Annotated in this window: 16 protein-coding genes; 7 read left to right on the forward strand and 9 right to left on the reverse strand. The window is 71.6% G+C overall.

Annotated elements, in window-relative coordinates:
* Positions 1 to 3: 3 nt before the first annotated feature.
* On the reverse strand, positions 4 to 810 hold the full coding sequence (locus ACWGPE_RS11400) for a hypothetical protein (protein WP_231429631.1): 807 nt from the start codon (positions 808 to 810) through the stop codon (positions 4 to 6).
* Between the two features lie 205 nt (positions 811 to 1,015).
* Complete coding sequence (locus ACWGPE_RS11405) at positions 1,016 to 1,234, reverse strand: antitoxin (RefSeq protein ID WP_231429632.1); 219 nt, start codon at positions 1,232 to 1,234, stop codon at positions 1,016 to 1,018.
* 128 nt (positions 1,235 to 1,362) lie between these two features.
* On the opposite strand from ACWGPE_RS11405, the gene ACWGPE_RS11410 reads away from it, so the two are divergent.
* Positions 1,363 to 2,004 carry a GNAT family N-acetyltransferase gene (locus ACWGPE_RS11410; RefSeq protein ID WP_231429633.1) on the forward strand — a complete coding sequence of 214 codons (642 nt, stop codon included), beginning with the start codon at positions 1,363 to 1,365 and terminating at the stop codon, positions 2,002 to 2,004.
* A gap of 28 nt (positions 2,005 to 2,032) precedes the next feature.
* Here ACWGPE_RS11410 and ACWGPE_RS11415 read toward each other — a convergent pair whose 3' ends face one another.
* From ACWGPE_RS11415 to ACWGPE_RS11435, 5 genes are read right to left on the reverse strand one after another with little or no spacing between them, the layout of a single operon-like run.
* Entirely contained in the window at positions 2,033 to 2,788 is a 756-nt protein-coding gene (locus tag ACWGPE_RS11415; RefSeq protein WP_231429634.1) for a sulfite exporter TauE/SafE family protein, read from the reverse strand.
* A 20-nt stretch (positions 2,789 to 2,808) separates the two neighbouring features.
* Entirely contained in the window at positions 2,809 to 4,290 is a 1,482-nt protein-coding gene (locus ACWGPE_RS11420; RefSeq protein WP_231429635.1) for a sodium/solute symporter, read from the reverse strand.
* Positions 4,287 to 4,637 carry a hypothetical protein gene (locus tag ACWGPE_RS11425; RefSeq protein ID WP_452048722.1) on the reverse strand — a complete coding sequence of 117 codons (351 nt, stop codon included), beginning with the start codon at positions 4,635 to 4,637 and terminating at the stop codon, positions 4,287 to 4,289. The genes ACWGPE_RS11420 and ACWGPE_RS11425 overlap by 4 nt, the downstream gene beginning before the upstream one ends.
* A 59-nt stretch (positions 4,638 to 4,696) precedes the next feature.
* Positions 4,697 to 5,452, reverse strand: a complete 756-nt coding sequence (locus ACWGPE_RS11430) for a LytR/AlgR family response regulator transcription factor (RefSeq protein ID WP_452048723.1) — start codon at positions 5,450 to 5,452, stop codon at positions 4,697 to 4,699.
* Positions 5,449 to 6,639, reverse strand: coding sequence for a sensor histidine kinase (locus tag ACWGPE_RS11435; RefSeq protein ID WP_231429638.1), 1,191 nt, complete (start codon positions 6,637 to 6,639; stop codon positions 5,449 to 5,451). The genes ACWGPE_RS11430 and ACWGPE_RS11435 overlap by 4 nt, the downstream gene beginning before the upstream one ends.
* 171 nt (positions 6,640 to 6,810) lie before the next feature.
* Between ACWGPE_RS11435 and ACWGPE_RS11440 the strand changes: the two genes are divergently transcribed.
* The gene (locus ACWGPE_RS11440; RefSeq protein WP_231429639.1) at positions 6,811 to 7,188 is read left to right on the forward strand and encodes a DUF485 domain-containing protein; all 378 of its coding nucleotides are present in this window, start codon (positions 6,811 to 6,813) and stop codon (positions 7,186 to 7,188) included.
* Positions 7,185 to 8,849, forward strand: coding sequence for a solute symporter family protein (locus tag ACWGPE_RS11445; RefSeq protein ID WP_452048724.1), 1,665 nt, complete (start codon positions 7,185 to 7,187; stop codon positions 8,847 to 8,849). The genes ACWGPE_RS11440 and ACWGPE_RS11445 overlap by 4 nt, the downstream gene beginning before the upstream one ends.
* Positions 8,850 to 8,987: 138 nt before the next feature.
* Here the strand turns inward: ACWGPE_RS11445 and ACWGPE_RS11450 are convergent, their stop codons facing one another.
* Both ACWGPE_RS11450 and lpdA read right to left on the reverse strand, forming a co-directional pair.
* Positions 8,988 to 9,185, reverse strand: coding sequence for a hypothetical protein (locus tag ACWGPE_RS11450; RefSeq protein ID WP_452048725.1), 198 nt, complete (start codon positions 9,183 to 9,185; stop codon positions 8,988 to 8,990).
* 13 nt (positions 9,186 to 9,198) lie between these two features.
* Positions 9,199 to 10,596 (reverse strand): dihydrolipoyl dehydrogenase, encoded by a 1,398-nt coding sequence (gene lpdA / locus ACWGPE_RS11455; protein WP_452048726.1) that lies wholly within the window; start codon positions 10,594 to 10,596, stop codon positions 9,199 to 9,201.
* Positions 10,597 to 10,821: 225 nt separating this feature from the next.
* Between lpdA and ACWGPE_RS11460 the strand changes: the two genes are divergently transcribed.
* The 4 genes from ACWGPE_RS11460 (at position 10,822) to ACWGPE_RS11475 (ending at position 14,255) form a co-directional block, all read left to right on the forward strand.
* Positions 10,822 to 11,718, forward strand: a complete 897-nt coding sequence (locus tag ACWGPE_RS11460) for a DMT family transporter (protein ID WP_452048748.1) — start codon at positions 10,822 to 10,824, stop codon at positions 11,716 to 11,718.
* Between the two features lie 502 nt (positions 11,719 to 12,220).
* The gene (locus ACWGPE_RS11465) at positions 12,221 to 12,589 is read left to right on the forward strand and encodes a GntR family transcriptional regulator (protein WP_452048727.1); all 369 of its coding nucleotides are present in this window, start codon (positions 12,221 to 12,223) and stop codon (positions 12,587 to 12,589) included.
* A complete protein-coding gene (locus ACWGPE_RS11470) occupies positions 12,586 to 13,491 on the forward strand; it encodes an ABC transporter ATP-binding protein (RefSeq protein ID WP_452048728.1) in 906 nt (301 codons plus the stop codon). The genes ACWGPE_RS11465 and ACWGPE_RS11470 overlap by 4 nt, the downstream gene beginning before the upstream one ends.
* Entirely contained in the window at positions 13,488 to 14,255 is a 768-nt protein-coding gene (locus ACWGPE_RS11475; protein WP_452048729.1) for a hypothetical protein, read from the forward strand. Before ACWGPE_RS11470 ends, ACWGPE_RS11475 begins: the two co-directional genes overlap by 4 nt.
* Positions 14,256 to 14,336 lie beyond the last annotated feature (81 nt).

Genomic DNA, 14,336 nt, shown 5'->3' on the forward strand with positions numbered 1-14,336 from the left:
CCCCTACTCGGGTGAACCGAGCGGCCCGGTGCCCGTGCCGTCGGGCACCGTGCGCACGTCGAGCAGTTCCTCCCGGCCGCTGCCGCCCGAGACCGCGACCGTCAGCACGGGCCCGACCCCGCGGGCGTAGAACTTCAGCTCCTCGACATCGGGCTCGAGCGGCGTCGTGTCGCGCGTGAGCAGCGCGCCGTCGTAGGCGCCGTACGGCACCTCGACGAGCTCGTCGACGCCGAGCACCGCGCCAGCGTCCTCCGCCTCGCCCTCGAGGTACTCCTGCCGGTAGGCCATGCCGGGCCGCGGCCGGGCGGGGAGTGCGATGCCCGGCTGCGCCCCGTCGACGCCCGCCTCGAAGCTGCCCTCGGTCGAGACCATCTCGCCGTGCTCGAACTCGGCGGTCTGCTCGCCGAGGTACCAGATGTTCCCCGCCCTGTCCTGCGCGTACCAGTCGAAGGTGTCCTCGACGAGCTCGCCGCCCCGACTCACGGTGTCGCGCACGACCCGCGCCTCGACGCCGTTCGCGACGACCTTCGTCTCGGAGGTCACGGTCACCCGGACGGTGAGGTCGCCGTCGGGGTCGCTCTCCCGGTACACCCACTGCGTGCCGGGCTTCATCGGCCAGTAGGGGTTGTCGATGTCGGTCGTGAACTCGTCAGGATCGAGGTCGACCGGTTCGTCGCCGACGGGCAGCGACCGGTGGTGATGCAGGGGCATCGACGGCGGCAGGGCGATCGGCGGAGCGACGCAGCCGGACATGAGCAGCGCGCTCGCCGCGACGACGGCGAGTGCAAGCGCCTTGCCGAGCGCGCCCATCGGTTGCCTCGATTCCCGCGTTCCCGAGTGTGGCTTCCTCCAGCATCCGCCGGTCGGTCGGGCCTCGCGACCGCGCAGCGCCATTCGTCCCGCGTCGGGCGCGGAAGGGGGCGGATGCCTCCCCGCGCCCTCCGGCGTTCGGGCGAGGCATCCGCCCCCTCGTGGTCACCGCGCCGTGCGGGGCGCGCCGTTCCGGCTGAGCCGGTTACTCGTTGCCGACGGCGCCGTCGGCGGCGTCGCGGGCACCCTCGATGTGCTCGTCGAACTTGCCGCCCGTGACCTTCTTCGCGAAGTCGGCCACGCCGTCGAGCACCGAGTCGCTGATGCCCTCGGCCTGCTCGCTCTTCAGCGCGTCGTCGATCTTGTCCTTGTTCTTCTCGTAGAACTCGCCGGCCTGCTTGGCCGCGTCGTCGATGGCCCCCATGGGTGCGCCTTTCGTTCGGTGATCGGACCCGGTCATCGTCGCACGCCCTCGGGTCCGCTGGGAAGACCCCGTCGCAGCCGCCTCGCCGGGCGGCACGCCGGTCGACTCGGCGTGGCAGACTCGATCGGGTGACCGCCGCCCCGCCCGCCGCGACCGTGCCCGCCCCGACCGAACTGCGAGGGCGCTTCGTGCGCCTCACTCCGCTGACCGAGACCGACCTGCCCGACCTCGTCGAGCCGCTCGCGCGGCCCGAGGTCTTCGCCGGCGGCTACGGCGGCGGACCGGCGGGTCTGCCCGACGGCCGCGACGCGTTCGTCGACTGGGCGCGCCGCTACTACCTCGGCGGCGGTGACGGCGGGGGCGACGCACGGCCGTTCGTGGTGCGCATCCAAGGCGGCATCGACGACGGCACGGTCGTCGGCGCCACGAAGCTCGCCGACTTCGACGTCGTGAACGAGTCGACGCACATCGGCTGGACGGCGTACCACCCGCGGGTGTGGGGCAGCGCGGTGAACCCCGAGGCGAAGCTGCTGCTGCTCGACCATGCGTTCTCGCACGGATTCGGGCGGGTGAAGATCCAGGCCGACTCGGCGAACGGGCGCTCGCGCGCGGCCATCGAGAAGCTCGGCGCCAAGCTCGACGGCGTCATGCGCCGCGACAAGCGCCGGGCCGACGGCACGTGGCGCTCGAGCGCCGTCTATTCGGTCGTCATCGACGAATGGCCCGAGGTGCGCGCCGGGCTCGAGGCCCGGCTCGCGACCTTCGGGTGACCGCCCGTCCGGGCGGGCACCTGGCGCGTCACCCCAGCAGCTCGAGCACGCCGTCGACGAGCGCCGCGGCGCCCCCGACGTAGGCGATCACGACGACCGCGAGCCGTGCCGCCCGGTGGCTGACCCTGGGCGCGAGCCATTCGCCGATGAGCAGCCCGACGAGGAGCGCGCCGATCACGAAGGGCCACGCCGCGGGGTCGAGCGACGGCCAGCTCCACCCGGTCGCGACGAACTTGCCGAGGAGCGCCGCCGAGCCGATCACGATGAAGTACGCCTGCGCGGTCGCGGCGAACCCCGCCTGCGGCCAGCGCGTCGCGACGGCGTACACGCTGAGCGCGGGGCCGCCCACGCCGGCCGAGGCGTTCATGAAGCCCGAGGCGGCGCCCGCGATGATCGCTGGCGCGGGGCCGGTGGCCGCATCGTCGGACGGTGCGGCCGCCGTGCGGGTCACGACGAGCGTGACGGTGAGCGCGACGACGACGAGCAGCCCGACGCCGACCTGCAGCACGGGGCCGGGCACGTTCGCGGCGACGATCGCGCCGGCGACCGTGCCGAGGATCGCGGGCGGCAGCAGCCATGCCAGGCGCCGCCCTTCGACCAGGCGCCACACCCGGGGAAGGATGAGCAGCGACGACAGCACCGCGCAGAGGTTCACGACGACGACGCCGTCGAACGGCCCGAGCAGCACGACGAGCGCGGGCGCGGCGATGAGCGCGAACCCCATGCCGGTGATGCGCTGCGACGCCGCGCCGACGAGCACGGAGAGGGCGACGGGCAGGAGCACCGGGCAAGTCTAGGCGGGCGTCAGCGGCGCTCGGGCACGTGCAGCCGGGTCAGGTACCCGTCGACCCCGCGGGGGATGCCTCGGCGATCGGCGCGGGAGACGAACACCGTCACGACGACCGCGAGGGGCACCGTCCATGCGGCGGGCTGTTCGAGGAACGGGCGCAGCGCGGGCACGGCGGCGCCGAGCGGCGCCCCGGCGAGGATGGCCGCAGCAGACAGCACGGCGCCCGTGAGCATGCCCGCGATGGCGCCGCGCGCGGTGAGCCCGCGCCACCAGATGCCGAGGATGAGCATCGGGCAGAGCGTCGACGCGGTGAACGCGAACACGAGCCCGACGCTGCCCGCGAGCCCCGTCGACTCGGTCACGAGAGCGACCGCGAGCGGCACCGCCGTCGAGACGATCGCGGCGATGCGGAAGCCGCGCACCCGGCCGCCGAGCAGGTCCTGGCTGATGACGCCCGCGAGCGAGACCACGAGTCCCGACGACGTCGAGAGGAACGCGCCGAACGCCCCCGCGATGACGAGCGCGGTGAGCAGGTCGCCGAGCGGCCCGGGCACGAGCCGGTCGGGCAGCAGCAGGATGAGCGCGTCGGCGCTGCCCGGTGCGGCGAGGTCGGGCGCGAACACCCGCCCGAGCAGCCCGAACGCCGTCGGGAAGAGGTAGAACACGCTGAGCAGCACGAGCACGATGACGGTCGTGCGACGGGCGGCGACGCCGTCGGGGTTCGTGTAGAACCGCACGAGCACGTGCGGCAGGCCGAGGGTGCCGAACAGCAGCGCGACCATGAGCGACACGGTGCGGTAGACGTCGAGGTCGGCTGGCCCGGCCGCGGTCGGGAACGCCACAGCCGGTGCGAGCGCCGCATCGAGCGCGGGCGCGGCGGCGGTTCCGCCGCCGACCGCGAGCAGCAGCACGACGACCGGCAGCGCGAGCGCCGTGAGCTTGAGCCAGAACTGGAACGCCTGCACGAAGGTGATGGCGCGCATGCCGCCCGCCGCGACCACGACGGCGACGATCACCGCGACGGCGACCGAGCCCGCCCAGGCGGGCAGGCCGGTCGTGATGCGCACGGTCAGGGCGGCGCCCTGCAGCTGCGGCACGATGTAGAACCAGCCGACGACGATCACGAGCAGGCTCGTCACCCGGCGCGCCCAGCGCGACTCGAGCCGCGCCTCGGTGAAGTCGGGGATCGTGTAGGCGCCGCTGCGCCGAAGCGGCGCCGCGACGAAGAGCAGCAGCATGAGGTACCCCGCGGTGTAGCCGATCGGGAACCACAGCGCCGACGCCCCCGTGAGCAGGATGAGCCCCGCGATGCCGAGGAACGAGGCCGCCGACAGGTACTCGCCGCCGATGGCCGACGCGTTCCACCACGGCCGCACCGTGCGGCTCGCGACGTAGAAGTCGCTCGTCGTGCGCGACACCCGGAGCCCGTAGAAGCCGATGAGCGCCGAGACGAGCGCGACCGCGGCGATCGAGACGTAGCCGATCGCGGGGTTCACGAGTCGTCCTCCGCGAGTGCCCGGTACCGTGCCTCGTTGCGTGCGGCCGCCCGCACGTAGAGCACCCCGACGGTGATCACGAGCGGGTAGAGGCCGAATCCGAGCAGCAGCCATGAGACGGGCACGCCGACGACGAACGTGCGGTCGAGGTCGGGCACGAGGGCGGTCGCGACGACGAACAGCCCGGTCGCGATGACGAAGCCCGCTGCGACGACGAGCGCGAGGCGCAGCTGCGAGCGGATGAGCGACCGCACGTACACGCCCTGCACGTCGCTCGTGCCCGGGCGCGCGCCGCGGCCGGCCGGCTGCGCCGCGGGACCCCCGGTGTGCGGCGCGGTGACGCGCACCCGCGCGCGCCCCGCAGGTCGGGGAGGGAGCGGTGCGGCCGTCTCCGAGCCCTCGTCGCTCACGGCCGCGCTCGCAGGGTCGCCTGCTCGAGCCGGTCGCGCAGGCCGGGCAGCAGCCGGCGGCTCACCGGCAGCTCGGCCTGGCCGACCACGACGCTCGGATGGTCGGCGCCGAGCCGCACCCGGCTCACGTGCGCGAGTGCGACGAGGTACGAGCGGTGCACCCGCACGAAGCCCGCGTCGGCCCACTGCCGTTCGAGATCGGCCATCGGCACCCGCACGAGGTAGCTCGCCTCCTCGGTGTGCAGCCGGGCGTAGTCGCCCTGCGCCTGCACGTAGCGCACGTCGTCGCGGCGGATCATGCGCGTCGTGCCGCCGAGTGTCACGGCGATCATCTCGGGCGGGGCGGATGCCTCGGGCGCGGGCCGGCCCGCGGTGCGGGCGCCGGCGGCGGTGATGGCCTCGACCACGCGCCCGACCGACCGGTGCAGCCGCTCGGTGCGCATGGGCTTCAGCAGGTAGTCGACGGCCTCGAGGTCGAACGCCTCGAGCGCGCCCTCCTCGTCGGCCGTGACGAAGACGAGCACCGGGCGCTGCTCGAACCGGGCGAGCGCCCGGGCCAGGTCGAACCCCGTGAGCCCGGGCATGTGGATATCGAGGAACGCGGCGTCGACCGGCTCGCGCGCGAGCAGCCGGATCGCCTCGGACCCCGAGGAGGCCTGGTGGATCGTGCCGATCCGCGGGTCCTGGCGCAGCAGGAAGGCGAGCTCGTCGATCGCGGGCTGCTCGTCGTCGGCGATGAGCACGGAGATCATGGTGCGATCCTCCCATCACGGCGCGGGCCGGCCTTCGGCACCCGCATGCGCACGAGGGTTCCGGCGCCGAGGTTCGTCTCGACGACGAGCCCGTGCTCGTCGCCGTAGACCTGCCGCAACCGGGCGTCGACGTTGCGCAGGCCCACGTGCTCGCCGTCGGCCGGTCCGCCCGCGAGCACCGCCGCGAGCTGCGCGGGGTCGATGCCGACGCCGTCGTCCTCGACGGTGATCTCGGCGTAGGCGCCCGAGTCGGAGGCCTCGATCGTGATGCGCCCGCCGCCCTCCTTCGATTCGAGCCCGTGCCGCACGGCGTTCTCGACGAGCGGCTGGATCGAGAGGAACGGCACCACCGTCGAGAGCACCTCGGGTGCGATCTGCAGCGTGACCTTGAGCCGATCGCCGAACCGCGCGCGTTCGAGCTTGAGGTAGCCGTCGATCGAGCGCAGCTCCTCGGCGACGGTCGTGAAGTCGCCGTGGCGGCGGAACGAGTACCGGGTGAAGTCGGCGAACTCGAGCACGAGGTCGCGCGCCTTCTGCGGGTCGGTGTTGATGAACGAGGCGATGGCGTTGAGCGAGTTGTAGATGAAGTGCGGGCTGATCTGGGCCCGGAGCGCCTTCACCTCGGCCTCCGCGAGGGCCGCGCGCGAGGCATCCAGCTCGCCCAGCTCGACCTGTGCGGCGACCCAGTCGGCGACCTCGCCGGTGGCGCGCACGAGCCCCGCCCGCACGGGCGAGGCGAATGCGACGATCGCGCCGACCGTGCCGGCGCCGCCGACCACGGGCGCCGCGACCGCGTCGGTCTCCCAGGCGCCCACCGGGATGCGCCGCTGCACTGCCGGGCGGCCGCTCGCGAGCGCCTCGGCGACGAGCCGCTCGGCGGCGGGGCGCACGGCGTCGTCGCCGTCGATCGCGATCGCGCCGGTGCGGTCGGCGAGGGCGAGGCTGTCGCAGCCGAGGAGGGCGCGCAGGTGCCTCCCCGCGCGCTGGGCGTCGGGCCCCTCGAGCCCGCCGCGCAGGTGCTCGGCCGCCCGCGAGGCGAGGTGCAGGGTCTGGTATGTGGCCTGCTCGGCGTCGGTGCCGAGCTCCTTCGAGGCGAGCACGATGCGCCGCAGGAAGATCACGAGCCCGACCGCGAGCGCGCCCGCGGCGACGCCGACGGCGGCGGCGAGCAGCATCGACTCGGGCATGCGGCCAGCGTAATCGCCTCGTCGTGCGCTCGTCGTCGCGGCCGGCGCCGTTCGTCGCACCGTCGGCGCCGTTCGTCGACGACGAACGGCGGGCGCCCCACGCGGCACCGACGCCGCGCGAGACTCGGCCACGGCAACACCTGAGAACACCACCCCGATGAAGGAGACGCCATGGGCAACGACGCCCTGAGCGCGGAGCAGGAGACGGCCCCTCCCGTCGACTACCCCGCAGTCCAACGATCCCCCGAGTTCCAAGAGCTGCGCTCCACGCACCGGAAGTTCGTCTTCCCGGTGCTCGGCGCCTGCCTCGTCTGGTACTTCGGCTACGTGCTGCTCGCGAGCTACGCGCACGACTTCATGTCGACGCCCGTGTTCGGGCACGTGAACGTCGCGATGCTGCTCGGCCTCGCGCAGGTCGTCACGACCTTCGCGGTCACGACCTGGTACGTCAGCTACGCCAACCGCAAGCTCGACCCGCGCGCCGAGAAGCTGCGCGACGAGATCGAGCACGCGGACTTCGCCCCGGCCACCGAGGAGACGGCACGATGAGCTTCACCGCACTGACCGCATCCGCCGCGGCATCCGCCTCGACCGGCGTCGCCGCCGAGGCCGCACCCGCCGCCTCGCCGGGCGAGCCCTGGCTCAACATCGCGATCTTCGGCGCCTTCGTCGCGATCACGATGATCATCGTGTTCCGCGCGAGCCGGAACAACAAGACCGCCGCCGACTACTACGCCGCCGGCCGCTCGTTCACGGGCGGGCAGAACGGCTCGGCGATCGCGGGCGACTATCTGTCGGCGGCGTCGTTCCTCGGCATCGTCGGCGCGATCGCGATGACCGGGTACGACGGGTTCCTCTACTCGATCGGCTTCCTCGTGGCGTGGCTCGTCGCGCTGCTGCTCGTCGCCGAGCTGCTGCGCAACACCGGCAAGTTCACGATGGCCGACGTGCTCTCGTTCCGGCTCAGGCAGAAGCCCGTGCGCATCGCCGCGGCGACGACGACCCTCGTGGTCTGCTTCTTCTACCTGCTCGCGCAGATGGCCGGCGCCGGCGGGCTCGTCTCGCTGCTGCTCGGCGTCGGCGACCAGCTGGGCCAGGCCGTCGTCATCACCGTCGTGGGCGCGCTCATGATCCTCTACGTGCTCATCGGCGGCATGAAGGGCACCACCTGGGTGCAGATCATCAAGGCGGTGCTGCTCATCACGGGCGCCGGCGTCATGACCGTGTGGGTGCTCGCGCTCAACGGCTTCGACTTCTCGGCGCTGCTCGAGAACGCGGTCGAGGTGGCCGAGAACCCGGCGATCCTCGACCCGGGCCTCAAGTACGGCGTCTCGGATGTCTCGAAGATCGACTTCCTCTCGCTCGGTCTCGCCCTCGTGCTCGGCACCGCGGCCCTGCCGCACGTGCTCATGCGCTTCTACACGGTGCCCACCGCGAAGGAGGCCCGCAAGTCGGTCGTCTGGGCGATCTGGCTCATCGGCATCTTCTACGTGTTCACGCTCGTGCTCGGCTACGGCGCCGCCGCCCTCGTCGGCCCGGCCGTCATCGCCGGTGCCCCCGGCGGCCCGAACTCGGCGGCCCCGCTGCTCGCGTTCGAGCTCGGCGGGCCGCTGCTGCTCGGCCTCATCTCGGCGATCGCGTTCGCGACGATCCTCGCGGTCGTCGCGGGCCTCACGATCACGGCGGCCGCCTCGTTCGCGCACGACATCTACGCGTCGGTCGTGAAGAAGGGCAAGCCCGAGCCGGGTGCCGAGGTGAAGGTGGCGCGCCGCACGGTCGTCATCATCGGCATCGTCGCGATCATCGGCGGCATCGGGGCGAACGGGCAGAACGTCGCGTTCCTCGTGGCGCTCGCGTTCGCGGTCGCGGCGTCGGCGAACCTGCCGACGATCGTCTACTCGCTCTACTGGAAGCGCTTCACCACGAAGGGCGCCCTGTGGAGCATGTACGGCGGCCTCGCGTCGGCGATCATCCTCATCATCTTCTCGCCGGTCGTCTCGGGCTCCGAGACCTCGATGCTGAAGACCGAGGCGATCGACTTCGCGATCTTCCCGCTGTCGAACCCCGGCATCGTCTCGATCCCGCTCGCGTTCTTCCTCGGCTGGCTCGGCACCGTGCTCGACAAGGGCACCGAGGACCCGCTCAAGCAGAGCGAGATGGAGGTGCGCTCGCTCACGGGCGTCGGCGCCGAGAAGGCGACGCAGCACTAGGGTTCCGGCGGCGGGGCACGGCCTCGCCGCCGGACAGCACTCGACACGGCGGCACCGCCTGCCCTGACCGTGTCGACACCATCGGGCGGATGCCTCGGCGAAATGCCGCGGCATCCGCCCCCTTTCACGTGTGCAGGGTCAGGAACGGGTGCGACGCAGGCGTGCGACCGCCCAGCCGATGAGGCCGAGGCCCACCGCCGCGACCAGGGCGCCGATGATGACCCACATCGTCGCCCCGGTCATGACGGACCCGGGCAGCAGGCCGACGCCCTGGAGGAGCCAGACGCCGCCCGTGAGGGTGAGCAGCGCGCCGATGATGATGATGACCCAGTTCATGGATTCCGTCTCTCTACATGTTGATCATGTGGCCGGCCAGGCCGTGGAACGCCTCTTGCAGCGCCTCCGACAGGGTCGGGTGGGTGTGCACGTTGCGGGCGAGCTCGAGCGCCCCGAGGTCCCACTTCTGGGCGAGGGTGAGCTCGGGCAGCAGCTCCGAGACGTCGGGGCCGATGAGGTGACCGCCGAGCAGCTCGAGGTGCTGCTTGTCGGCGACGAGCTTCACGAAGCCGACCGGGTCGCCGAGGCCGTTCGCCTTGCCGTTCGCCGAGAACGGGAACTTCGCGACGACGACGTCGTACCCCTCGTCGCGGGCCTGTTGCTCGGTGAGGCCGAAGCTCGCGACCTGCGGCGAGCAGAAGGTGGCGCGCGGCATCATGCGGTAGTCGCCGAGCTCCATCGTCTCGGCGTCGCCGATCGTCTCGGCCGCGACGACGCCCTGCGCCTCGGCGACGTGGGCCAGCATGAGCTTCGCGGTGACGTCGCCGATCGCGTAGATGTGCGGCACGTTCGTGCGCATGCGCTCGTCGATCGCGATCGCGCCGCGCTCGGTGAGCTGCACGCCGGCCGCCTCGAGCCCGATGCCGTCGACGTTCGGGGCGAAGCCGACCGAGATGAGCGCCTTGTCGGCCTCGAGCGACCCCGGCTGGCCGTCGGCGCCGGTGTACGAGACGGTGACCGACGATCCGTTGTCGACGACGCTCTCGACCTTCGTCGATGCGAGGATCGGGATGCCGAGGTTGCGGTACTGCCGCGTGATCTCTTTCGAGACCTCGACGTCTTCGTTGGGCAGCGCCCGGTCGAGGAACTCGATGACCGTCACCTGCACGCCGTAGTTGCGCAGCACGTACGCGAACTCCATGCCGATGGCGCCCGCGCCGACGATCGCGATCGAGCGGGGCAGCTCGCGCGTGAGGATCTGGGTCTCGTAGGTGACGACGTTGCGCGAGAGCTGCACGCCGGGCAGCAGGCGTACCTGCGAGCCCGTCGCGATGATCGCGTTGCGGAACGACACCGTCTCGACCGAGCCGTCGGCCTTCGTCACGTCGATCGAGTTCGGCCCTGTGAAGACGCCGCGGCCGTCGATCTCGGTGATCCCGTTCTTCTTCATCAGGAAGTGCACGCCCTTGACGTGCTTCTCGGAGACCTGGCGGCTGCGGTCGAACGCGGCGCCGAAGTCGAAGTGCACGTCGCCCGAGATGCCGAACGTCGCGGCCTGGTCGTGGAAGATGTGCGCGAGCTCGGCGTTGCGCAGCAGCGCCTTCGAGGGGATGCAGCCGACGTTGAGGCACACCCCGCCCCAGTACCGCTCTTCGATGACGGCCACCTTCAGGCCGAGTTGCGCGGCGCGGATCGCGGCCACGTAGCCGCCGGGGCCGGCACCGAGGAGGACGACGTCGTATTCGCTCATGGGCGCCAGCCTATGCCCGCGCGCGCTCGCTGACGAGGGGCGCGGGATGCCTCGGCGCTGCCGTTCTTCGGCGGATTCCGGACAGCGCGTTCGCGAGCCGTTCCGGCGGCCGCCGAGCAGCCGTAGCCTCGACGCGTGAGTACCGCCGAGTCCGTCGAAACCGCCGCCGAGGCATCCCCGTCGCCGAAGCCGAAGCGGCTGTCGACGTGGGTGCAGTTCCTCGCGATGGGGCTCGTCTGGGGTGCGAGCTTCCTGTTCATGAAGGTCGCGCTCGGCGGGGTCTCGTTCGGGCAGATCGCGTGGTCGCGGGTCGTGCTGGGCGCGCTCGTGCTCGGTGTCATCGTGGCGATCATGCGGCCCCGGGTGCCCGCCGCCGATGGCACGCGCGGGCCGGTGCTGCCCCGCGAGCCGATCGTGTGGGTGCACTTCCTGGTGGTGTCGTTCACGACGTGCGTGATCCCGTACCTCTGCTTCGCGTGGGCCGAGCAGTACGTCTCGTCGAGCCTCGCCTCGATCTACAACGCGACGACGCCGATCATGACGGCGCTCATGGCGACGCTCGTCTTCCGCGTCGAGCGGCTCGGGCTCAGCAAGTGGGTCGGCGTCGGAGTGGGCATCCTCGGCGTGGTCGTCGTGATCGGTCCGTGGCAGTACCAGGCGCTCACCGGCAGCCTGGCCGGCCAGCTCGCCTGCCTCGTCGCGACCGCCTGCTACGGCTTCACATTCGCGTACCAGCGCAAGTTCCTGAGCCACCGTCCGATCGCACCGGCGACGTTCGCGTTCCTCTCGATCGGGGTGTCGGCGGTCGTGATGCTCGCGCTCACGCCGTGGCTCGCGGTCGGGCCGATCGAGCTCGACTGGGCGGTCGGCCTGTCGCTCGTCGCGCTCGGCGTGCTGGGCACGGGCCTCGCCTACATCTGGAACATCAACGTGCTGCGCGCGTGGGGGCCGACGGGCACCTCGACCGTGACGTACGTGACCCCGGTCGTCGGGGTGGCGCTCGGGCTGCTGCTGCTCGGCGAGCGGTTCAGCTGGCACGAGCCGCTCGGGGCGCTGCTCGTGCTGCTCGGCATCCTGCTCGCGCAGGGCCGGCTGCGGTTGCCGCGGAGGTCGGTCGAGTAGCGACGAAGGAGCGTATCGAGGCCAGCGACGGGGTGGTCTCGATACGGCGCTGCGCGCCGAGGTTTCGATACGGCGCTGCGCGCCGAGGTTTCGATACGGCGCTGCGCGCCTACTCGACCCGGCGCTCGACCGACCGGGCCCTCCGGCCGGACCGGCCGGAGGTCGCTCCGCGCAAGCGGTGCACAGTTCCACTTGTGCACCGCTTCGAGGTCCACAAGTGCACAAGTCCACACCTTCGTCGTCCACAAGTGCACAAGTGCACAAGTCCACACCTTCGTCGTCCACAAGTGCACATGTGCACGCCGCCAGAAAAGTGGGACCTGCCGCGAAGTGAGTGAAACGCGCCGACGGGTAGTGGTCTCCATTCGGCGCTGTGCGCCTGCTCAATCCTGCGCTCGACCGACGGAGGGGTTGACAGATTCCGGGGAGGATGGTTGGTTAGTTACTGCAGTAACTAACCAACATGCGAACGCGCGTTCGCAGACGCACAAGATGGGCCGGAATGGACGACTCGCGTCCGATCTTCATCCAGATCGCCGAACAGCTCGAGAACGACATCATCGACGGGACCCTGCCCGAGGGGTCGCAGATCCCGTCGATCAACGAGTTCGCGAGCTTCCTCCGCGTGAACCCGGCCACCGCGCTGAAAGGGGTGAGCCGACTTGTCGACGACGGATTCGTGGAGAAGCGACGGGGGATCGGCATGTTCGTGACCGCCGGTGCCCGCGAGCGCCTCGTCGTGCGTCGGCGGGCCGAGTTCAGCGCGCAGTACCTCAGACCCCTCCTCATCGAGGCCGAGAAGCTCGGCATCGACATCGACGACCTGGCGGGCATGCTCGCCGCACTCCGATCCGAGAGGACCGCATCATGACCGCCACCGTGGCCCGCGCCACCGGCCTCACCAAGCGCTACGGCGACTTCACCGCCGTCGACGGCGTCGACCTCGTGCTCGAGGAGCACCGCATCTACGGCCTCCTCGGCCGCAACGGTGCGGGCAAGACCACGATCATGCAGCTGCTCACCGGGCAGCTCTTCCCGAACGCGGGCGAGCTCGAGGTGTTCGGCCGCACGCCCGCCGAGCACGCCGACGTCCTGCGGCGGCTCTGCTTCATCGCCGAGGCGCAGCGCTACCCCGAGGACTTCACCCCGGCGCACGTGCTGAAGGCCGCCCCCTGGTTCTTCGAGCACTGGGACGCGGCGTTCGCCGAGCGCCTCGTGGCCGACTTCCGGCTGCCGGTCAAGCGCCGCATCAAGAAGCTCAGCCGCGGCCAGCTGTCGGCGGTCGGCGTCGTGGTCGGCCTCGCCTCCCGGGCGCCGCTCACGTTCTTCGACGAGCCGTACCTCGGGCTCGACGCGGTCGCGCGGCACATCTTCTACGACCGGCTGCTCGAGGACTACGCCGAGCACCCGCGCACGATCGTGCTCTCGACGCACCTGATCGACGAGGTCGCGAACCTCCTCGAGCACGTCATCCTGATCGACCAGGGCCGCATCCTGCTCGACCGCGACGCCGACGACGTGCGTGGCTCTGCGACGACGGTCGCCGGCTCCCGGGCCGCCGTCGAGCAGTTCGTCGCCGACCGGCCCGTCATCGGGGAGGAACGCCTCGGCGGGCTCGCCTCGGTCACGATCGACGGTCGGCTCGACCAGGCCGAACGGGTGCGCGCCGCCGAGCTCGGGCTCGAGCTCGCGCCGGTCTCGCTCCAGCAGCTCATCGTCCACCTGACCGGCACCGACCTGGCCGGCACCACCGAACAGGAGGTCGCAGCATGACCGCCGTCGCCACCGCCGCACCCGTCGAGCGCGCCTCGCGGGCCCGCCCGCACGACATCTGGCGGGTCGTCCGCCTGCAGGCCGTGAACCCGTCGATCTTCTTCGGCATCCCGTGGATGATCATGGGCGGCGCGCTCGTCGTCTCGATCCTCCTCGTCGTCATCGCCACGAGCGCGGGAATGCCGTTCGGCGCCATGCAGGAGGGCATGCGCTACAGCTGGGCCGTTCTCTCGCCGCAGTGGTACCTCGTCGCCGTCGGCGTGCAGGCCGTCGCCTATACCTTCCCCTTCGCTCTCGGCTTCGGCGCGACCCGTCGCGATTACTGGCTCGGCACGAGTGCCATGTTCGTGTTCGTCTCGTTCGAGATGGCCGCCGGCATCGCGACCCTCGTGCAGATCGAGCAGGCCACGGACGGCTGGTGGATCGGGGCGAGCATGTTCGACGCCCTCTGGTACGGGCAGGACGGCTGGTTCGTCGACTTCTACACGACCTTCGCGTTGCAGCTGCTCGTGCTCTTCATCGGTGCGAGCGTCACGACGGTCTACATGCGCTGGCGGATGCGCGGCATGCTCACGCTGCTCTTCGCGGGCGTGGCCCTCGTGCTCGGCGTCGTCGCGATCCTCACGTTCACCCAGTCCTGGATGACGGTGCTCGACTGGATCGCGTCCATCGGCCTCGTCGGCGGCTTCAGCCTCCTGCTCGCGACGGCCGCGGCATGGGCCGTCGCCGGGTTCCTCGTGATCCGCCGCGCGACGCCGCGCTGATCACGCGGCGGCGCGAAAGACCGCGGCGCGGCATCCGTTGGGGGACGGGTGCCGCGCCGCTCGTGCGACCCGGGGTCATCC

The organism is Agromyces sp. NPDC055658 (assembly GCF_053618155.1).